This is a genomic window from Roseibium aggregatum, assembly GCF_014692675.1.
GTDB lineage: Bacteria > Pseudomonadota > Alphaproteobacteria > Rhizobiales > Stappiaceae > Roseibium > Roseibium aggregatum_C.
On the sequence record NZ_JABFCZ010000004.1, the window covers coordinates 204351 to 223369 of the forward strand.

The 19019-nt window shown below is 63.3% G+C and carries 17 protein-coding genes; 2 read left to right on the forward strand and 15 right to left on the reverse strand.

Features of this window, described 5'->3' with window-relative positions; genetic code table 11:
* Positions 1 to 21 precede the first annotated feature (21 nt).
* The 15 genes from HK439_RS04580 to chvE all read right to left on the reverse strand — a co-directional run bounded on the left by HK439_RS04580 (position 22) and on the right by chvE (position 17233).
* The gene (locus HK439_RS04580) at positions 22 to 801 is read right to left on the reverse strand and encodes a FadR/GntR family transcriptional regulator (protein ID WP_209011554.1); all 780 of its coding nucleotides are present in this window, start codon (positions 799 to 801) and stop codon (positions 22 to 24) included.
* The gene (gene yjfF, locus HK439_RS04585; protein WP_190290245.1) at positions 747 to 1736 is read right to left on the reverse strand and encodes a galactofuranose ABC transporter, permease protein YjfF; all 990 of its coding nucleotides are present in this window, start codon (positions 1734 to 1736) and stop codon (positions 747 to 749) included. Before yjfF ends, HK439_RS04580 begins: the two co-directional genes overlap by 55 nt.
* A complete protein-coding gene (locus HK439_RS04590) occupies positions 1736 to 2779 on the reverse strand; it encodes an ABC transporter permease (protein ID WP_190290193.1) in 1044 nt (347 codons plus the stop codon). Before HK439_RS04590 ends, yjfF begins: the two co-directional genes overlap by 1 nt.
* Positions 2779 to 4293, reverse strand: a complete 1515-nt coding sequence (locus tag HK439_RS04595) for a sugar ABC transporter ATP-binding protein (protein WP_190290194.1) — start codon at positions 4291 to 4293, stop codon at positions 2779 to 2781. The genes HK439_RS04590 and HK439_RS04595 overlap by 1 nt, the downstream gene beginning before the upstream one ends.
* An 82-nt stretch (positions 4294 to 4375) precedes the next feature.
* Positions 4376 to 5332, reverse strand: a complete 957-nt coding sequence (gene ytfQ / locus HK439_RS04600) for a galactofuranose ABC transporter, galactofuranose-binding protein YtfQ (protein WP_190290195.1) — start codon at positions 5330 to 5332, stop codon at positions 4376 to 4378.
* A gap of 306 nt (positions 5333 to 5638) precedes the next feature.
* Positions 5639 to 7144 carry an aldehyde dehydrogenase (NADP(+)) gene (locus HK439_RS04605; RefSeq protein ID WP_190290196.1) on the reverse strand — a complete coding sequence of 502 codons (1506 nt, stop codon included), beginning with the start codon at positions 7142 to 7144 and terminating at the stop codon, positions 5639 to 5641.
* Positions 7145 to 7154: 10 nt separating this feature from the next.
* Positions 7155 to 8063, reverse strand: coding sequence for an SMP-30/gluconolactonase/LRE family protein (locus tag HK439_RS04610; RefSeq protein WP_190290246.1), 909 nt, complete (start codon positions 8061 to 8063; stop codon positions 7155 to 7157).
* Between the two features lie 34 nt (positions 8064 to 8097).
* Positions 8098 to 9015 (reverse strand): dihydrodipicolinate synthase family protein, encoded by a 918-nt coding sequence (locus HK439_RS04615; protein ID WP_190290197.1) that lies wholly within the window; start codon positions 9013 to 9015, stop codon positions 8098 to 8100.
* 5 nt (positions 9016 to 9020) lie between these two features.
* Entirely contained in the window at positions 9021 to 9641 is a 621-nt protein-coding gene (locus HK439_RS04620; protein ID WP_190290198.1) for a 2-dehydro-3-deoxy-6-phosphogalactonate aldolase, read from the reverse strand.
* Positions 9638 to 10573: a 2-dehydro-3-deoxygalactonokinase gene (locus tag HK439_RS04625; RefSeq protein ID WP_209011556.1), complete on the reverse strand. Its 936-nt coding sequence runs from the start codon at positions 10571 to 10573 to the stop codon at positions 9638 to 9640. Before HK439_RS04625 ends, HK439_RS04620 begins: the two co-directional genes overlap by 4 nt.
* Before the next feature lie 4 nt (positions 10574 to 10577).
* On the reverse strand, positions 10578 to 11522 hold the full coding sequence (locus HK439_RS04630; RefSeq protein ID WP_209011567.1) for a Gfo/Idh/MocA family protein: 945 nt from the start codon (positions 11520 to 11522) through the stop codon (positions 10578 to 10580).
* On the reverse strand, positions 11519 to 13261 hold the full coding sequence (araD, locus tag HK439_RS04635) for an L-arabinonate dehydratase (RefSeq protein ID WP_190290249.1): 1743 nt from the start codon (positions 13259 to 13261) through the stop codon (positions 11519 to 11521). Before araD ends, HK439_RS04630 begins: the two co-directional genes overlap by 4 nt.
* Before the next feature lie 59 nt (positions 13262 to 13320).
* Positions 13321 to 14523 carry a multiple monosaccharide ABC transporter permease gene (gene mmsB / locus HK439_RS04640; RefSeq protein WP_190290199.1) on the reverse strand — a complete coding sequence of 401 codons (1203 nt, stop codon included), beginning with the start codon at positions 14521 to 14523 and terminating at the stop codon, positions 13321 to 13323.
* A gap of 12 nt (positions 14524 to 14535) precedes the next feature.
* The gene (gene mmsA, locus HK439_RS04645) at positions 14536 to 16056 is read right to left on the reverse strand and encodes a multiple monosaccharide ABC transporter ATP-binding protein (RefSeq protein WP_190290200.1); all 1521 of its coding nucleotides are present in this window, start codon (positions 16054 to 16056) and stop codon (positions 14536 to 14538) included.
* Between the two features lie 112 nt (positions 16057 to 16168).
* On the reverse strand, positions 16169 to 17233 hold the full coding sequence (gene chvE / locus HK439_RS04650; RefSeq protein WP_190290201.1) for a multiple monosaccharide ABC transporter substrate-binding protein: 1065 nt from the start codon (positions 17231 to 17233) through the stop codon (positions 16169 to 16171).
* Between the two features lie 161 nt (positions 17234 to 17394).
* On the opposite strand from chvE, the gene HK439_RS04655 reads away from it, so the two are divergent.
* Entirely contained in the window at positions 17395 to 18339 is a 945-nt protein-coding gene (locus HK439_RS04655) for a LysR family transcriptional regulator (protein WP_190290202.1), read from the forward strand.
* 104 nt (positions 18340 to 18443) lie between these two features.
* Entirely contained in the window at positions 18444 to 19016 is a 573-nt protein-coding gene (locus HK439_RS04660; RefSeq protein WP_190290203.1) for a DUF4202 domain-containing protein, read from the forward strand.
* Positions 19017 to 19019: the final 3 nt, after the last annotated feature.

Here is a 19019-nt window from a genome sequence, read left to right on the forward strand (position 1 = left end):
GGTCCCAGACGGATCGGGCGATTACCTTTTCAGGGAAGACACCAGACCCCGCTGGCCGGCCAGGATGACTGCATGCATGGCCGCCTGTGCCTCTTCGGCGGAGCCGGCGGCGATCGCGCGCACGATCGCCCGGTGGTTCTGGACGAATTCGGCCGCCTCGTCCGGGTTGCGCTCCCGGATATCTGACTTGAACAGGGAGAAGAGTGCGGCCTGCACCAGGTCGCCGAGGGACTGCAGGAACCGGTTGCCGGAAAGTTTCAGCACCGCCTTGTGGAATTCCAGGTCCGCGACCGCAATGGCCGCCCTGTCATTGCCCGTTTCCATGTCGTCGACCAGCTTGAACAGCCGGGTGCAGTCCTCTTCGGTGGCCCGTTCCGCCGCGCGCCCGGCCGCCGCCGGTTCGAAGATCAGCCGGATCTCGAACAGCTCGTCCAGAAATGGTCCGGCGTTTTTCAGCGCCGCATGCCAGCGCAGCACGTCCGGATCGAACATGTTCCACTGTTCGGCAGGCCGCACTTGGGTGCCGACCTTGGCCTTGGACTGGATCAGGCCCTTCGCGATCAGCGTCTTCTTCGCCTCTCGGACCACTGTCCGGGAGACGTCGAACATTTCAGAAATGTCCGGATCGAGCGGGATCATGGTCTCGGGCGGGTATTCACCGGCCACGATGGCCCGGCCCAGCTGTTCCACGACATGCGCCGTGTGATTGCCGATCCGGCTGCCGAGCCCACCCGAGGCGACGAAGGTCATGATTGCGCGGCGAAATCGATCGCTGGTTTTCTGCGCACTGTCGTTGCCCAAGTCAGTCCCTTCTGCAGCAGGATAAATGCAAACAGCAGACCTCCGATCACGATCTTGGTCCACCAGCTCGACAATGTCCCGTCAAACACGATGTAGGTTTGTATCAACCCCATAATCAAAATGCCAAAGAAAGTGCCTGCGACGAAACCGGTTCCCCCGGTCAAAAGCGTCCCGCCGATCACGACCGCGGCGATGGCATCCAGTTCGACGCCCACGGTCGCCAGCGAATAGCCGGCCGAGGTGTAGAGCGAGAACACGATCCCTGCGAGCCCCGCCAGTCCGCCGGAAATGGCATAGATACTGACGGTGGTCCGGGCGAGCGGAACCCCCATCAGCCGCGCCGTCGCCTGGCCGCCGCCGATCGCATAGATGTTCTGGCCAAGCCTGGTCCGGTGGGCGACGATAGCGCCGACCACGAAGGTCAGGATCATGATGCCGCCGATCAGGCGGAACCGTCCACCGCCCGGCGCCTTCCAGTAAAGCGACTGGAGCGTGTCGTAGAATTCGTGGGTGATCGGCACGCTGTCCGTCGACAGCACATAGGCCGCGCCGCGGGCCAGGAACATGCCCGCCAGCGTGACGATGAAGGGGGGCATCTCCAGGTAATGGATGATCGCGCCCATCCCGGCGCCGAAGGACACGGTAACCAGCAGAACCAGGGCGAAGGCGACGACCGGGTGGATCGACGTATCGCGCAGGATAACGGCCAGGAACACGCCGGTAAAGGCGATAACCGAGCCGACCGAAAGGTCGATGCCGCCGGACAGGATGACGAAGGTCATGCCCACCGCCGTTATCCCGAGAAAGGCATTGTCGGTCAAAAGATTGGCCACCACCCGCGTGGACAGCATCGCAGGAAATTGCCAGGCGCACAGCGTATAAGCGAGAAGGAAGGTGGCGACGGTCACCGCGAGCGGAAGATGGGTCGTACGGATCATTGCGTGCTTTCTTTCAGCTCTTTCGGTGTCTCGGGCGGCACGATGGGCTGGGCGGACGCGCGGATGATGTAGAGCGCGTGTTTCACCGTCGGTGACTGGATGACCAGGATCGCGATGATGATCAGCGCCTTGATCACCAGGTTGAATTCCGGCGGCATCCCGGAAAGCAGGATGACGGAATTCACCGACTGGATGATCAGCGCGCCTAAAAGCGACGCGATGATGGAGAACCGGCCGCCCAGCAGGGAATTGCCGCCGATGACGACGGCAAGGATGGCGTCGAGTTCCAGCCACAGCCCGGCATTGTTGGCGTCCGCCCCCTTGATGTCGGCCGCCACGATCACGCCTGCCAGCGCCGCGCAGAAGCCGGAAATCAGGTAGACGCAGACGAGCAACACGCGGCTGTTGATACCGGCAAGGCGCGAAGAGCCCTCGTTGATGCCGATGGCCTCGATCAACATGCCAAGTGCGGTACGCCGGACCACGGCCGTCACGGCAAGGCCCAGGGCGAGCCAGATCAGGATCGGTGTCGGGATACCCACGACAGTCCCCGCGCCGAGCTGGATCAGCCCCGGATTGACGAAGGTCAGGATGGTGCCTTCGGTGATGAGCTGCGCGATCCCGCGACCGGCCACCATCAGCACCAGTGTCGCAACGATGGGCTGGATCCGAAGCACGGCGACCAGCACCCCGTTCCAGAGCCCGCACAGGCAACCGACGGCGAGCGCCCCGATCAGCGCCGTGCCCCAGCCGTGCCCGTCGACGACGAGCGAGGCGGCAACGGCGCCGGCGATCGCCATGACCGCGCCGACGGACAGGTCGATCCCCCTTGTGGCGATGACCAGGGTCATGCCGATGCACAGGAGTGCCGTCGGCGCGCCCCGGTTCAGGACGTCGATCAGGTTGCCGAACAGCCGGCCATGCTGGAACTTGATGCTGAAGAAATCCGGGAACACCAGGAAATTGAGCAGGAGCACCACCGCCAGAATGAGAAGCTGCGGTGTCGTGCGCTTGAATGCGGAACGCAGGGTCTGACGCATCACGCAGGCTCCTCAACGGTTTCGTCGGCGATCGCCCGCACGATATTCGCTGTTGTGATCTCCTTGCCCCGAAGTTCGCGAACGTGACGGCGATCGCGCAGGACGATCACCCGTGTGGAATAGGCAACCAGTTCCTCCAGTTCCGACGAGGCCACCAGGAGCGCCATGCCGTTTTCGCGCAGTTTCTCGATCAGGGCGATGATCTCCGCATGGGCGCCGACATCGATACCGCGGGTCGGTTCGTCCAGGATCAGGAAATCCGGGTTGGTCGCCAGCCAGCGCGCCAGCAGCGCCTTTTGCTGATTGTCGCCCGACAGCAGCCGGATCGGCATGTCTGGGCTGGCCAGCCGGATGTCGAGCGCCTTGATATAGGCCTCGACCAGCTCGTTCACCTTGGCGCGTTGCAAGGGACGGAACCAGCCCTGGCGGGCCTGCAGGGCCAGAATGATGTTTTCACGCACCGACAGATCGCCGACAATCCCGTCCGTCTTGCGATCCTCGGGGCAAAGGCCGAAACGATGCGCGATCGCAGCCCGCGGATTGCCAAGACCGATCTTCCTGTCTCGCAGCAAGACCGTTCCCTGATCTGCCTGAACGGCGCCGAAGATCAGGTTCGCGGTTTCCGTTCGCCCGGATCCCAGAAGACCGGCAAGACCCACGACCTCGCCTTCGCGGACATCCAGATCGAAGGGGTCGATCATGCCGCGGCGGCCGAAGTCGCACAGTTGCAGAAGGGTCTTGCCGGCTTCGGCGGGAGCCCGGTCATGGATCCGGCTTTCCAGTTGCCGGCCCAGCATCATGGTGACGATTTCCGTCTGGGAGGTTTCGCCAAGCAACCGCGTGCCGACCACGCGTCCGTTGCGCAGGACCGTGGCACGGTCCGAAATGGCAAATACCTGGTCCAGGAAATGGGTGATGAAGACGATCGCCAGGCCCCGGTCCTTGAGCTTGCGGATAACCGAGAACAAGAGTTCCACTTCGTCGTGATCGAGGCTTGCCGTCGGCTCGTCGAGGATCAGGACCTTGCCGGACAGGGCGACAGCGCGTGCGATCGCGACCACCTGCTGGACGGCGACGGAATAGGCCGAAAGCGGCTCGTCCGGATTGATCGAAAGGCCGAATTCCGAAAGCGTCTCGCGCGCCATGTCCCGCATCCGGCGCGGCGAGATGAAGCCGCGTCGCATGGGCTGGCGGCCGAGGAAGAGGTTCTCGGCGACAGTCAGGTTGGGGAGCAGATTGACTTCCTGATAGACGGTGCCGATGCCCAGGTCCTGACTGGCCTGGGTGCTTTGCGGCGCGATCTCCTCGCCGTCAAGCCGGATGGTTCCGCCGTCCCGCCGATAGGCGCCGGTCAGGCATTTGATCAGCGTCGACTTGCCGGCGCCGTTTTCACCCAGAAGCGCATGCACCTCGCCGGGATAAAGTTCCAGTTCCACCTCATCCAGCGCGATGGCGCCGGGAAAGAATTTCGAAATGCCCGTGCAGTGAAGCACCGGGCGCATGTCCTCAGCCATATATCGGGCTCCCCCCGAGGGTCGTCTCACCCCCCAATTGTCGGTGCCGGGCGGTCTCCCGCCGCCCGGCACATCCGCAGGATCAGTATCCCAGGTTCTTCTTCTTCTCGTAGATGGCCATATTATCATCTTTGGCCGTGTAGAGCCTGGACTCGGTCTGGATCCACTTCGGAGGAACGGTCCCGTCCTTGAGATAGGCCTCGAGCGCATCGAAGGCCGGTCCCGCCATGTTCGGCGTCAGCTCGATGGTCGCATTCGCTTCGCCATGGGCGATCGCCAGGTGCATGTCCGGAACGGAATCGATGGCGACGATCTTGATGTCCTCGCCCGGCTTCAGTCCGGCTTCCTTGATCGCCTGAATGGCGCCGACGGCCATGTCGTCGTTATGGGCATAGAGCGCACAGATGTTCTTGCCGCCGTCCTCGGCCTTGAGGAAGCTTTCCATCACGACCTTGCCCTGGCTGCGGGTAAAGTCGCCGGTCTGGCTGCGGATGATCTTCAGGTTGTCATGGCCTGCGATCGCTTCCGCAAAGCCCTTCTTGCGGTCAATCGCCGGTGACGACCCGGTCGTACCCTGCAGTTCGACGATGTTGCACGGCTTGCCGTTCATGGCATCGACGAGCCACTGGCCGGCCACGTTTCCTTCGTGAACCAGATCGGAGGTCACCGCAGTCATATAGAGATCCTTCGGCGCATCCACGGTCCGATCGAGAAGCAGCACCGGAATTTCGGCATCCTTGGCTTCTTCGAGAACCTCGTCCCAGCCGGTCGCAACCACCGGCGCCAGCAGGATGGCGTCGACGCCCTGGGCGATGAACGACCGGATCGCCTTGATCTGGTTTTCCTGTTTCTGCTGGGCGTCTGCGAATTTCAGATTGATGCCGCGGTTTTCGGCTTCCTGCTTGGTCACCGTCGTTTCGGCGGCGCGCCAACCGGATTCCGATCCGATCTGCGAAAAGCCGACCGTCATGTTGCCCGCCATCGAAGCGGCCGGGGCAAGCGCCATCACGCTCGCAATGAGCAATGCCTTGAGTTTCATCGTTTTCCTCCACGAGAGATTATAATTCTCACAATCGTTATTAAGTAATACTTTATGATTTTTGTAAAGGGGCGGCGAGACCAAAATCGCCTTTAATTGCAATGATTTCTGCGGTTTTTAAGGCATGGTTCGAGCAGCCAAAAAAACGGCAACGCCGGCCGCAAGCCGAGCTCGGCTGCACCGGTATTTCAGTGTCCTCTATCCCGGTCCGAAGAACCGGCGGACAGGTTTTCAAGTCCCGGAAGGCGGCTGGTGCCAAAGGGGCGATTTTCCTCTAAACCGCCCCCGGCCCGACCGCCGCCAGGCCTACCCCAGATCCGCCGGCAACAACGCGTCCGGCATGTTCTGGTAACAGACGGGGCGCAGGAAACGTCGGATGGCGAGTGTGCCGACCGACGTGGCGCCGAAATTGGTCGAAGCCGGATAGGGCCCGCCATGCACCATGGCATCGCAAACCTCCACACCGGTCGGAAACCCGTTCGTCAGAATGCGGCCCGCCTTGCGTTCCAGCACCGGCATCAGCGCTTTCGCTTCGTCCATGTCCGCATCATCCATATGAATGGTAGAAGTCAGCTGCCCCTGCAGAGAACGGGCGATCGCCTGCATCTGGATGAAATCGGAAACGGTCACGATGATCCCGAGCGGGCCGAAGACTTCTTCGCCGAGCACATGGTTGTCGAGCCAGTCTTCACCCGACACCCGGTAGAGATAGGGCGTCGCGTTGCGCAGATCGCAGGTCGAGGTCATCAGTTCCCGGACCCCGGCCGTCTTCGCCACCTGGTCCCGGCCCTTGCGGTAGGCCGAAGCGATGCCGTCGGTCAGCATGGTCTGGGCATTGACGGCTTCCAGCGCCGTCGTGGCCGCAGCGGAAAAAGCATCCGTATCGTCGCCGTCGAGCGCAACGACGATCCCCGGATTGGTGCAGAACTGCCCTGCTCCCATGGTCAGCGACCCGGCCCAGCCCTTGGCGATCTCCGCTCCGCGGTTCTTCAGGGCATGGGGCAGCAGGAACATCGGGTTGACCGACCCGAGCTCGCCGAAGAATGGGATCGGCGTCGGACGCGCCGCGCACAGATCGAACAGGGCGCGCCCGGCCCGCAGGGAACCGGTAAAGCCGACCGCCTGGATCAGCGGGTGTTTTACCAGCGCTTCACCGACCTCGATGCCGTTGGACTGGATCAGGGAAAACACGCCCGGATGAACGCCGCATTTTTTGATCGCCGCATCGATCGCCTGGGCGACGAGTTCCGCCGTGCCCGGATGGGCCGGATGTCCCTTGACCACCACCGGACAGCCGGCGGCAAGGGCCGAGGCGGTGTCGCCGCCGGCGGTCGAGAAGGCCAGCGGAAAATTCGAGGCGCCAAAGACGGCGACCGGACCGACCGGGCGCTGGACCATCTTGATGTCCGGACGCGGCAACGGCTGGCGGTCCGGCAGCGCCTCGTCGTGGCGCTTGTCGAGATAGTCGCCTTTGAGGATATGGGATGCGAACAGCCGCAACTGGCCGGTCGTCCGTCCGCGCTCGCCGTTCAGGCGCGCTTCCGGCAGGCCGGTTTCCTGGGTGCCGACCTCGGTGATGGCATCGCAGCGCGATTCGATCTCGTCGGCAATCGCGTTGAGGAAAGCCGCACGGCTTTCCCGCGATGAATATCCGAAAGACCAGAATGCTTCTTCCGCGCCGGTCACGGCCGCATCCACATCGGCGGCCGTTCCGACCGAAAAGGCGTGGGCCGGTCCATGCGCAGGCTGCGAGGTGAAGGTTTCGTCTCCACCGGTCCAGTTGCCGGCAATGAGGTGTTTTCCTGTCAGCATGTGATGCCTCTCATTTCGAATGTTCGATTTCATGGCGAAGTTGAAACGCCACATCCGCGTGTCCCCTGAAATCGCCGTCAATGACGAAGGTGTATCCAGCACCCGGATCGGCCGCGCGCGAAGCCGCCGAATACCCCTGCCAGGCGGATGTGACGAGCATGCGGTCCAGATCCGGTCCCACGAAACACGGGCAGGTGGTCTGGGCCGCCGGCACCTCGAAGGTTTGCACGAGAGACCCGTCCGGCGCAAAACCGGAGACCGACCCGCCGCCCCAGGACGCGTTCCACAACACCCCGTCCGCATCGATGACCGAACCGTCGAAGCTTCCCCCGAGCGGCAGATCCTTTTCGCTCAGGTGGGCCTCCGGCTCGCCCACAGGCAGGCCGGTCGCCGGATCAAGGGCGACCCGCCACACCGTGTTGAGCGCGGTATCGGCGAAATAGCCGGTCCGCCCGTCGGGCGAAAAGCAGATGGAGTTCGGGATCGAAATGTCGCCGTAGAGCCGGCGCAGCTCGCTGCCGTCGAACCAGTAGATGCTGCCGGCCTGGTGTTCGGCGTTCCTGCCCATGGTGCCGATCCACAGCCGGCCGGAGGGATGAACCCGGCCGTCATTGGACCGGGTGACGGCATTGTCCGCTTCCAGCGGCGCGAGCAGGTTCAGCCTACCGTCCGCCCTGGTCCTGAGATAGAGCCCGTCTTCCATGGCCAGCAGTTGACGTTCCGCGTCGACGGGCGCGATCATACTGCCCATGCGCGGCAGGTCGTGGACCAGCGACCGGTTCTCCGCGAAGCGGTATTCGATCAGCTTCCGGCCGACGATATCGAACCACCAGGCCGTGTCGGTTGACCGGTCGTAATGCGGCCCCTCGCCGAGCTCGCAGCACTCGGCGGGCAGTTTCTGCGTTATCGCTTGGGCCATGGTCATCACGGTCGTCAACTTCCTTTGCGCGTGTTCACTTGCCCCAGGACAGCGCCATCACATCCAGGTCGCGGGCAAGTTGGAGGAGGCGGGTTCTGGTGCGGTCGGACATGGGCTTCAGCGGATGCCGCACATGATCGCTACCGATCACGCCCCCCTCCTTGAAGATGACCTTGGCGGCCCGCAAGCCGCACTGGCGGTTTTCGTGATTGATCAGCGGCAGGCACGCCTGCCACTGCGCGAGCGCCGCATCGAGATTGCCTGCCCGGTGCTCGATCACGATCGGCCGGATCTTTTCCGGAAACATCGCCGAGGTCATGGTGCCGGTCGCGCCCGCATCGAGATCGGCCAGCAGCGTGACCGCTTCCTCGCCGTCGAACGGCCCCTTGATATGAGCACCCGCCACGTCGATCAGGGCCGCCAGCTTGTCGGCGGCAAAGGGACATTCGATCTTGAAATAGGACACCTGCTCCAGCTCCCGCGCCAGGCGGGCAAGCAGGTCGACCGACAGGTTGACGCCCGAAAGCGGCGCGTCCTGCACCATGATCGGGATCGAAACGGCGTTGTTGACCGCCTCGAAATGTTCGAAAATTCCCTGCGGCGCCGGGAACAGCCCGGAGCCGTGATAAGGCGGCATCATCATCAGCATGGAAGCGCCCATCGCCTCTGCGTCCCGAGCCCGGCGCACCACGATGTCGGTGCAGAAATGGCTGATGGTGACGATCACCGGCACCCGGCCAGCCGCATGTTCCAGGCTGAGCCGCATCAGCAGCGCGCGTTCCTCATCGGAAAGCAGGAACTGTTCCGAATAGTTGGCAAGGATGCAGATGGCGTCGACGCCCTGGTCGATCATGCAGTCGATGACCCGGCGCATGCCGTCTTCATCGACACGGCCATCGTCGTGAAACGGAGTTGGCGCAACCGGCAGGATCCCGGCAAGAACATCGCTCATGTCATTCACTCTCCAGAACTATCAGGGGCGGCCTCGTCATAGGCGGCCACGATCTCGCGGGCTTTTGCAGCGACCGCATCCGGCGTATCGCCGGGCTTGTAAAGGGCGGTGCCGATGCCGAACCCGGCCGCTCCCGCCTTCAGCCAATCGGAAAAATTCGAGGCGGACGCGCCGCCGACCGCATAGACATCCACCGCCTCCGGCAACACGGCCTTCAGGGCCTTCAGCCCGTCCGGACCGGCGAGAGACGCCGGAAACAGCTTGATCGCCTTCGCCCCGGCGCCGATCGCGGCGAAACACTCCGTCGGCGTGAACACCCCCGGCATGGACACCATGGAAAGCGCGACAGTCCGCGCGATCACGTCCCGGTCGCAGTTGGGGGAGACGACGAGTTTCCCGCCCGCGTCCCGCACCCGTTCCACATCCGCCGGATCGATCACCGTTCCCGCGCCGATCAGGGCGTCATTGCCATAGGCCTTCGCAAGCCGGCCGATGCTGTCGAACGGTTTCGGCGAATTGAGCGGCACCTCGATCATCGTGATCCCGGCCTCCAGCAGGACGGCTCCAATATCCAGGGCCTCATCGGGCGTGATCCCGCGCAGGATGGCGACAAGCTTCCGAGTCATGACTGGGTCTCCAGCATTGCCGCGCGCGCCTGCTTCAGACCGGCCAGCGTCAGGGCTTCCGCATCTTCGCGCACAGGGCTCGCCCCTGCCGTCTCGAGTGCACTGGCATAGGCATCGATCAGGGCGCCGCTGCCGACGACATGAACGGGTTTCCCATCCCACTGCGGCCTTGTCGCCGCAAGTTCCGCACCGATCAGCAAGCCGGACAGGCGGGAGCGTGCGGCTGCCCCGTCCGCCTTTCCCACCAGTCCGGACGCGCGGATTGCAAACAGGGCACCGGTGAGCCCGGCCGGATCGGCCAGCATATCCTCGACCGCCTCTGCGAAGGCGGCCGCGTTCTCGCCCTCGGGTGCAATCGAATGGCGCAGGAGCGAATGGCCGGCGATCACGGAAAACAGTTCACCTGTCATGAAGGTCCGAAAGCCGGCAATCCGTCCGCCTTCGAGACGAACCCATTTGCTGTGGGTCCCGGGCAGGCAGACGGTCGCATCCACCGGACCGAGGGTTGCTGCCAGTCCTGCAAGCTGGGTTTCCTCACCACGCATGACATCCGCCGGTTCCATCTGGCAAACGCCGGGAAGAATGGAGACCGACAGTCTTGCATCCCTTGTCGGAATGCGGGTCATCTCGCCACCAGCGAAAACGGCACAGGGCGCTTGTCGATAACCCGCGTCCTTCCATCCCTGTTTCGCTCCGGCCATGCCGCAGACGATCACCGGCACGGAGCGTGCCGCCGTCTCCGGCAGCCAGGTCCGGACATGGCTCATCAAAACAGGTTCGTAGTCGGCAGGTGCAAGACCACTCATGCCTTCCTGGGACACCGCCGTTGCAAGCACCTCTCCCTCGCGTCCGAGCGCCCAGACCCGCAAGGTGCTGGTGCCCCAGTCGACGGCAATCCAGTCCGGTGCGGTTATGGTGCTGCTTCCCGCCATGGCTTCACTCGATGAACGGTTCGACGGTGACCCGCCGGCCAAGCAGGAAAGCATCCGCCACATGCATCAAGGGCGAGAGATCCATGTCGATCCCGCCGGTGCGCACCAGCTTCGCCATACGTGCATAGAGACGCGGATATTCGCCGGCGAACGGGTTGCCCTCTTCATGGACTTCCGCCTGAACGATGTCGTCGATGGCAAGCTTCGCGCCGCCGTCAGCAAGTTCGAGGCTGCCGTCGTCCGTTTCTATCGAAATGGTCCAGATCTGCTCACCCTCCTGCCGGAAATCGAACACCGCCGTGACCTCGGCGCCGTCCGGATGGACGAATGCCAGGTCCGCCGCAATCGGGGTTTCGCAGTTTTCCGGGAAGAACAGCTCGGCTGCGGAAAGATGCACCGGAACGGGAAGGATTTCCGTCACGATGGAAAGCGCATTGATGCCCGGGTCGAACACGCCGAGACCGCCCGCCTTCCAGATCCAGACCTGACCCGGATGCCAGCGGCGCACGTCCTCTTTCCACGTCACGGTCAGGCTGCGCAGGCGCCGGGTCGAAAGCCAGGCCTTGGCGGCCGCCACCTGGGCCGCTTCCCGCGAATGCCAGGTCGCATAGATCGAAACGCCCGCGTCCTGTGCCATCGCCTCCAGCATCCGGCATTCCGACAGGGTCGCGCCCGGTGGCTTTTCCAGCATCACATGACGCCCTGCCCGGATCGCTTCGGCCGCATAGTCGAAACGCGGCACCGGCGGCAGACACAAAGACACGACCTCGATGTCAGGACGGTCTCTCAGCATCGCGGAAAAATCACTGTAGCTTTCCACGCCCTCAACGGTTCCATGCCGGGAAACCGTCGCAGCCAGGTCCCAGTCCGCGGATGCATTAATCGTCGGAACGTGCTGATCGATCGCAATCTTGCCGATCCCAACGAGTGCCACTTTCAATGCCATCAGTGAGAGTCCTTGCCTACAGGCGCGCCGCGGCAGCCTTTGAGAAAATCGAGATCGGCGCCCGTGTCCGCTCCCTGCACATGGGTCTGATGCAGCCAGGCATAACCGGAAGGCGCCTGATCCGCCGGCGGCACCCAGGCCGCCAGCCTTTCGGCCAGTTCCTCGTCCGGGATATCGACATGAAGCCGGCGCGCCTCCACGTCGAGTTCGATCATGTCGCCGTTGCGGATCACCGCGAGCGGACCGCCTGCCGCGGCTTCCGGCGAGGTATGCAAGACGACGGTGCCATAAGCTGTTCCGGACATGCGCGCATCGGAAATGCGCACCATGTCGGTGATGCCTTTCTTCAGAACCTTCGGCGGCAGGCCCATGTTGCCGACCTCCGCCATGCCCGGATAGCCCTTCGGTCCGCAGTTCTTCAAAACCATGACGCAGGTCTCGTCGATATCGAGCGCGTCGTCATTGATCTTGGCCTTGTAGTCGTCGATATCCTCGAACACCACGGCCCGGCCCCGGTGCTTCATCAGGTGGGCCGAAGAGGCCGACGGCTTGATCACCGCCCCCTTGGGCGCGAGGTTGCCTTTCAGCACCGCGATCCCGCCATGCTGCGTCAGCGCCTTTTCCAGCGGCAGGATGACGTCCTCGTTGTGATTGACCGCGTTCTTCACCTCGTCCCAGATCGCCCCGCCGGAGACGGTCAGCGCATCCTTGTGCAGCATGCCGGCCTCTCCCAGCCGCTTCAGGACGACCGGCAGGCCGCCGGCATAGAAGAACTCTTCCATCAGATATTCGCCCGACGGCATCAGGTTGACGATGGTCGCCACGTCGCGGCCGAGGCGGTCCCAGTCGTCCAGCGTCAGATCGATGCCGACACGTCCGGCAATCGCCAAGAGATGGATCACCGCATTGGTGGAGCCGCCGATCGCGCCGTTGGTGCGGATAGCGTTCTCGAACGCCTGCCGGGTCATGACGTCGGAGGGCTTCAGGTCGTCCTTGACCATCTCAACGATCCGCCTGCCGGACATCTGCGCCATCACCCGGCGGCGGCTGTCGACGGCCGGGATCGCCGCATTGCCGGAAAGCGCCATGCCGAGCGCCTCCGCCATGGACGCCATGGTGCTGGCCGTGCCCATGGTGTTGCACGTGCCGGAAGAGCGGGACATGGACGCCTCGGCTTCCAGGAAGTCTTCCTGGGTCATTTCCCCGGCCTTCACCGCTTCGGAGAACTTCCACAAATGGGTGCCGGAGCCGACCCGTTCGCCGCGGAAATAGCCGTTGAGCATCGGCCCGCCGGTGACGACGATCGACGGCAGGTCGGTGGAGGCGGCGGCCATCAGCAGGGACGGCGTGGTCTTGTCGCAACCGACCAGCAAAACGGCGCCGTCAATCGGCTGGCCGCGCATGGCCTCTTCCACAGCCATGGCCGCCAGATTACGGAACATCATCGCCGTCGGCCGGTAGGTGTTTTCCGACGCGGAGAACGCCGGCACCTCGACCGGGAACCCTCCGGCCTCCCAGACACCGGCCTTCACCTTTTCCGCCAGTTCGCGCAGATGGCCGTTGCACGGTGTCAGGTCGGACCAGGTGTTGAGGATGCCGATCACCGGGCGGCCGTCGAACAGGTCGTGCGGATAGCCCTGGTTCTTCATCCAGCCGCGGTGGTAGATGACATCGCGCGAGGTCCCGCCATACCATTCCTGCGAGCGCAGCTTGCGCGGCCATTGTGCCGGCTTGAAACTCATGTGATCACCCTTGAGGGTCTGCGGCAGCGGCGTCGCCCGGGCATCGGGCGACATCACCGTCAGCCCTGTTTCTGTTTGTTGTAGACGTCGAAGAAGACGGCGGCGAGCAGCACCAGCCCCTTGATGACCTGCTGGTAGTCGATGCCGATCCCCATGATGGACATGCCGTTGTTCATCACACCCATGATGAAGGCGCCGACCACCGCGCCGACGATCTTGCCGACCCCGCCGGACATGGATGCCCCGCCGATGAAGACGGCGGCGATCACGTCCAGCTCGACGGCGAACCCCGCCTTGGGTGTCGCGGTGTTCAGGCGTGCGGCGAAGATCAGGCCGGCAAGGGCTGCAAGCATGCCCATGTTGATGAACGCCAGGAAGGTCAGCCGCTCCGTCTTGATGCCCGACAGCTTCGCCGCCTTCTCGTTACCGCCGAGCGCATAGATCCGGCGGCCGAGGGTCGTGTTCTCCGTGACGAAAGCATAGATCACCGTGAGCAGGACCATGGAGATCAGCACGTTCGGCAGCCCGCGGAAGGTCGACAGCTTGTAGGCGATGAACAAGAGCGCACCGGCGACGATGACATTGCGGACGAAGAAGAACGCCGGCGGCTCAAGTTCCATCCCGTAGCGGCGGTTATGGGTCCGGTCGCGCACGCCCAGCCAGATGATCAGGGCAACGGCGACGAGACCCGCGGCAAGCGCGGTGCCGTTCGGGCGGCCGATGCCGAAGATATCCGGAATGAAGCCGGTGGACAGCAACTGGAAGCTTTTAGGGAACGGGCCGACCGACTGGCCTTCGAGCAGCCACAGGGACAGGCCGCGAAAGACGAGCATGCCCGCGAGCGTCACGATGAAGGAGGGAATTTTCCAGTAGGCGACGAAATAGCCCTGCGCCGCGCCGATGCCCATACCCACGATGAGGCAGGCCGGAATGGTCATGTAAACGGGTAAGTCCAGTTCCACGATCATCACCGCGGCAAGCGCACCGATGAAGCCCATCACCGAGCCGACCGACAGGTCGATATTGCCCGACACGATGACGACCAGCATGCCCAGCGCCATGATGATGATGTAGCTGTTCTGCAGGAACAGGTTGGTGATGTTGACCGGGCGCAGCAACGTCCCGTCGGTGACGATCTGGAAGAACGCCATGATGGCGATCAGCGCGAACAGCAGTCCGTATTCGCGCAGATGCTTCGCCAGATAAGCACCAATCCCGTTTGCCTTCCCGGTATGGCCTTCGGCCGCCTGTGCCGTTTCCATCCGTTTTCTCCCCTATACCCTGACTATGAGCGACATGATGCGCTCCTGGCTGGCCTCTTCCGCCGGCATTTCGCCGACGAGGGCGCCCTCGTTCATGACGTAGATGCGATCGCACATGCCGAGCATTTCCGGCATCTCGGACGAGATCATGATGACCCCTTTGCCCTCCGCCGAAAGCTCGTTGATGATGTTGTAGATCTCGAACTTCGCCCCGACATCGATGCCCCGGGTGGGCTCGTCGAGGATCAGGACGTCCGGTCCGGCAAAGAGCCATTTCGACAGGACGACCTTCTGCTGATTGCCGCCCGACAGGTTGACTACCTTCTGGAACACGGACGGCGTGCGGATATTCATCGCCTCGCGGTATTTCTCCGCGACCTGGGTCTCGCGTGCCTCGCTGATGACGCCGCGCCCGGATACAGCGGGCAGGTTGGCAAGCGTGATGTTGCGCTCGATGGTCTCGTCCAGAATGAGCCCGAGGCTCTTCCGGTCTTCGGTCACATAGGCAAGCCCGGCGCCGATCGCCCGGTCAACGGTGGAAACGTCGACCGGCTTGCCGCGCATCAGCACCTCGCCGGAAATGTTGCGGCCGTAGCTGCGCCCGAAAATGCTCATGGCCAGTTCGGTCCGCCCGGAGCCCATCAGCCCGGCGATCCCGACCACCTCGCCGGCACGCACGGTCAGGTTGGCGTTGCGGATCACCTGGCGATCGGAATGTTCCGGATGCCAGACGTTCCAGTTGCGCACCTCCATCAGCGGTTCGCCGGCGCGCCGTTGCCGCGCGGGATAGCGGTGGGCCATGTCACGCCCGACCATGTCGCGCACAATCCGGTCCTCGGTGATGTCCTCGGTGCGCGCATCCATGGTGGAAATCACCGCCCCGTCCCGGATCACCGTGACGCTGTCTGCAATACGGCGGACCTCGTTCAGCTTGTGGCTGATGATGATCGAGGTGACGCCGTGCGCTTTGAGTTCCAGGAGCAGGTCGAGAAGCGCCTGGCTGTCGCTTTCCGACAGGGCCGCCGTCGGCTCGTCCAGGATCAACAGCCGCACGTCCTTGGACAGCGCCTTGGCGATCTCGACAAGTTGCTGCTTGCCCACGCCGAGGCTGTCCACCAGCGTGGAGGGAGTTTCCGCCAACCCCACCTTCCGCAGCAGACCCTCGGTCCGCTGGAAGGTCTCGCGCCAGTTGACGACACCGTTGCGCGCGCACTCGTTGCCCAGGAACAGGTTCTCGGCAATCGACAGCAGCGGCACGAGCGCCAGTTCCTGGTGAATGATGATGATGCCGACGGATTCGCTGTCCTTGATCCCGCCGAAGGACGCCAGATGCCCGTCGTAATGAATTTCGCCGTCATAGCTGCCGGCGGGATAGACGCCGGAGAGAACCTTCATCAGCGTGGATTTTCCCGCGCCGTTCTCGCCGACCAGCGCATGGATCTCTCCCTCGGCGACGGAAAGGTTCACCGCATCGAGCGCCTTGACGCCCGGAAATGTCTTGGTGATGGAGCGCATCTCCAGCAGGGGTGTCATCGCCTACCCTCGATATGCCTGGCCTCGATAGGCCTTGATAGCTCTGAATGTGCAGTCAGGATCGTCCGCCCGCGTGCGACCACGCGGGCGGGAGTGTCGTGAAGCCTTGAGCTTACTTGATCTGATCCATCGTGTAGTAGCCGGAGCCGATCAGCACCTTTTCCCAGTTCGATGCATCGACCGAGACCGGTTCGAGCAGGTAGGAGGGAACGACCTTGACGCCGTTGTCATAGGTCTCGGTGTCGTTGATTTCCGGCACGCTGCCCTGCAGCAGCGCATCGACCATGCCGACGGTCACGCGGGCCAGTTCGCGCGTATCCTTGAACACGGTCGAGTACTGTTCGCCCGCCAGGATCGACTTGACCGAAGGAACTTCGGCGTCCTGGCCGGTGACGATCGGCATCTTCAGATCGCCGGAGCCGTAGCCCACGCCCTTGAGGGAGGACAGGATCCCGATGGACAGGCCGTCATAGGGCGACAACACGCCGTTGACCTGCTTGTCGGTGTAGTAGGCGGACAGAAGGTTGTCCATGCGGGCCTGTGCCACGGCACCGTCCCAGCGGAGGGTACCGACCGTATCCATGCCCATCTGGCCGGAAACGATATTGACCTTGCCGGCATCGATCAGCGGCTGCAGTACGGACATGGCGCCGTTGTAGAAGAAATAGGCGTTGTTGTCGTCCGGAGACCCGCCGAACAGTTCGACGTTGTAAGGCCCGTCGCCGAAACGTTCCTTCAGGCCGTTGACCAGCGAGGTCGCCTGCTGCACGCCGACCTTGAAGTTGTCGAAGGTGGCGTAGTAGTCGACGTTGCCGCTGTCGCGGATCAGGCGGTCATAGGCGATCACCTTGATGCCGGAGGCGGCCGCGTTTTCAAGCGCGTTCGACAGGGTCGTGCCGTCGATGGCCGCGATCACCAGCACATTGACGCCCTTGGTGATCATGTTCTCGATCTGGGCAAGCTGGTTCGGAATATCGTCTTCGGCGTATTGCAGATCGGTTTCATAACCGGCCTTAGTAAACTGCTCCACCATCGAGTTGCCGTCGGAAATCCAGCGGGCCGACGATTTGGTCGGCATCGCGATACCGACGGTGCCCTTGTCCTGAGCGAATGCAGGGGCGGTCAGCAGGCCTGCGCCAAGCGCGGCCGAAGCCAGCAGGGAAATCAGCTTTCTCATAAAATCCTCCCGAATTTTTGACGCGCGCCACCTGCATATGTCTCTCCCACAGGCGGCGCTTGCGCCGGATCCCATTGATCCTGCGCCGACTAAACGGCGTCGCTACATGCATTGCAAATGCCTAGATTGACAATCTGCATACCAAAACTGATAACTAAATCATGCTGAATTTAACCAATCGGTTGCAGATTAAGGATCTCCGGTTGATTCAGGCGATCCACGAGACCGGCCAGCTCGCCCTAGCCGCCGAACGGCTGTCCATGACCCAGCCGGCCGCCTCGCGCATGCTGGCCAGCATCGAACGCCTGATCGACGCCCGGATCTTCGTCCGTCACCCGAAGGGCATGACGCCCACCCCGGTCGGCGACACCCTGGCGCGCAACGCAATGGGCCTCCTAAACGGGTTGGACCAGACCCTGCAGGAAGCCCATGCAGTGGGATCGGGGCGCGCCGGAACCGCCCGTGTCGGCTCCGTGACCGGCGGCGCTGTCGCCTTCGTCGTGCCGGCGGTTCAGGAACTGAAGAAGACGGCGGCCGGTGCCGACATTCATGTCGACGTCGCGCCGAGCGACGTTCTGATCGACGGCCTTTTGAAGAGCGAATACGATTTCGTGCTGTCCCGGATACCGGCCGGCACGGATGCACGGCAATTCTCGATCCGCCGCGGCCGGGTGGAAGTGATCCGGTTTCTCGTCCGCCGGGATCATCCGCTGGCCCATGGCCGCCAGGTCGGCTTGCGCGAGATGGCCGGTTACGAATGGGTCATCCAGGCCCCGCACACGCCCATGCGGCGCGCGGTCGAAGAGGCGTTCCTCGCCGAGGATATTCCGCTGCCGGACGAAATCGTCAACACGACCTCCCTCCTGGTCATGATCGCCTATCTCGCTTCCTCCGACGCCATTGCCCCGATCTCGCGCGAGGTCGCGGACCTGTTCGGCACCGGCGCTGCCGCCGGAAATCTGACCGCGATCGATTTGCGCGAGCCGATCATCATCAACCCGTATTACCTGATCACCCGCAAGAACCAGATCATCAATCCGCTGGCCTCGCGTCTGCATGATCTCGTTCTCGACGCACTCACTGTCGACAAGGAAACCGGCCTCTGACCGCCGCCGTCCGGCGTCAAATCCGGGACCTTTCCAATTCCTCATGCCTATCCTGAAAAAGGGGCTATGCTGACGAAAATCTGGCAGGTCGGGACCAAGCACGAATGCCCTCGAACGAAATTCGCCTGAAAGCGGTCATCGCCGCAATCGACAAGGCCAATGCCGAAGACCCGACGCGCGAGGCGGGTCGTCCCGCCGCCCTTCTGTATGGCGAACGGATGTCGGAAGAACTTGACCGGCTGTTCCCGGATGCGCGGGACGCGCTCAGGATCGCGGCACGGGGCCAGCATGTGGAACGCTGGCTGCTGCCGCGAAGCGATTATCCGGACGGCCGGGAAGGCTATTACGCCTGGAGGCGCGAACAGGGCCGGCGCCACGCCGCCCGCGTGGCCGCGATGATGGCCGCTGCCGGCTACGGTGCCGAAGACATTGCCGCCGCCGAACGCATGCTGCGCAAGGAAAGCCTGAAGCGGGATCCGGATGTCCAGCGCCTGGAAGACGTGATCTGCTTTGTCTTCCTGCGCTGGTACTTCACGCCCTTCGCCAGGGGAAAGGATCCGGACGCCCTTTTGCGGATCGTGACCAGGACCGCCCGAAAGATGTCAACGGACGGCCGCATGCGGGCTCTGGAAGAATTCGGCCTTCCCGAACCCTTCGCCGCCGCCTTTCGCGATTAAGGT

Excerpts from the sequence above, each read along its gene's own strand:
- HK439_RS04590 (WP_190290193.1), bottom strand. The coding sequence starts at position 2,779 with ATGCGTCAGACCCTGCGTTCCGCATTCAAGCGCACGACACCGCAGCTT.
- HK439_RS04595 (WP_190290194.1), bottom strand. The coding sequence starts at position 4,293 with ATGGCTGAGGACATGCGCCCGGTGCTTCACTGCACGGGCATTTCGAAA.
- ytfQ (WP_190290195.1), bottom strand. The coding sequence starts at position 5,332 with ATGAAACTCAAGGCATTGCTCATTGCGAGCGTGATGGCGCTTGCCCCG.
- HK439_RS04605 (WP_190290196.1), bottom strand. The coding sequence starts at position 7,144 with ATGCTGACAGGAAAACACCTCATTGCCGGCAACTGGACCGGTGGAGAC.
- HK439_RS04610 (WP_190290246.1), bottom strand. The coding sequence starts at position 8,063 with ATGGCCCAAGCGATAACGCAGAAACTGCCCGCCGAGTGCTGCGAGCTC.
- HK439_RS04615 (WP_190290197.1), bottom strand. The coding sequence starts at position 9,015 with ATGAGCGATGTTCTTGCCGGGATCCTGCCGGTTGCGCCAACTCCGTTT.
- HK439_RS04620 (WP_190290198.1), bottom strand. The coding sequence starts at position 9,641 with ATGACTCGGAAGCTTGTCGCCATCCTGCGCGGGATCACGCCCGATGAG.
- HK439_RS04625 (WP_209011556.1), bottom strand. The coding sequence starts at position 10,573 with ATGGCGGGAAGCAGCACCATAACCGCACCGGACTGGATTGCCGTCGAC.
- araD (WP_190290249.1), bottom strand. The coding sequence starts at position 13,261 with ATGAGTTTCAAGCCGGCACAATGGCCGCGCAAGCTGCGCTCGCAGGAA.
- mmsB (WP_190290199.1), bottom strand. The coding sequence starts at position 14,523 with ATGGAAACGGCACAGGCGGCCGAAGGCCATACCGGGAAGGCAAACGGG.
- mmsA (WP_190290200.1), bottom strand. The coding sequence starts at position 16,056 with ATGACACCCCTGCTGGAGATGCGCTCCATCACCAAGACATTTCCGGGC.
- chvE (WP_190290201.1), bottom strand. The coding sequence starts at position 17,233 with ATGAGAAAGCTGATTTCCCTGCTGGCTTCGGCCGCGCTTGGCGCAGGC.
- HK439_RS04655 (WP_190290202.1), top strand. The coding sequence starts at position 17,395 with ATGCTGAATTTAACCAATCGGTTGCAGATTAAGGATCTCCGGTTGATT.
- HK439_RS04660 (WP_190290203.1), top strand. The coding sequence starts at position 18,444 with ATGCCCTCGAACGAAATTCGCCTGAAAGCGGTCATCGCCGCAATCGAC.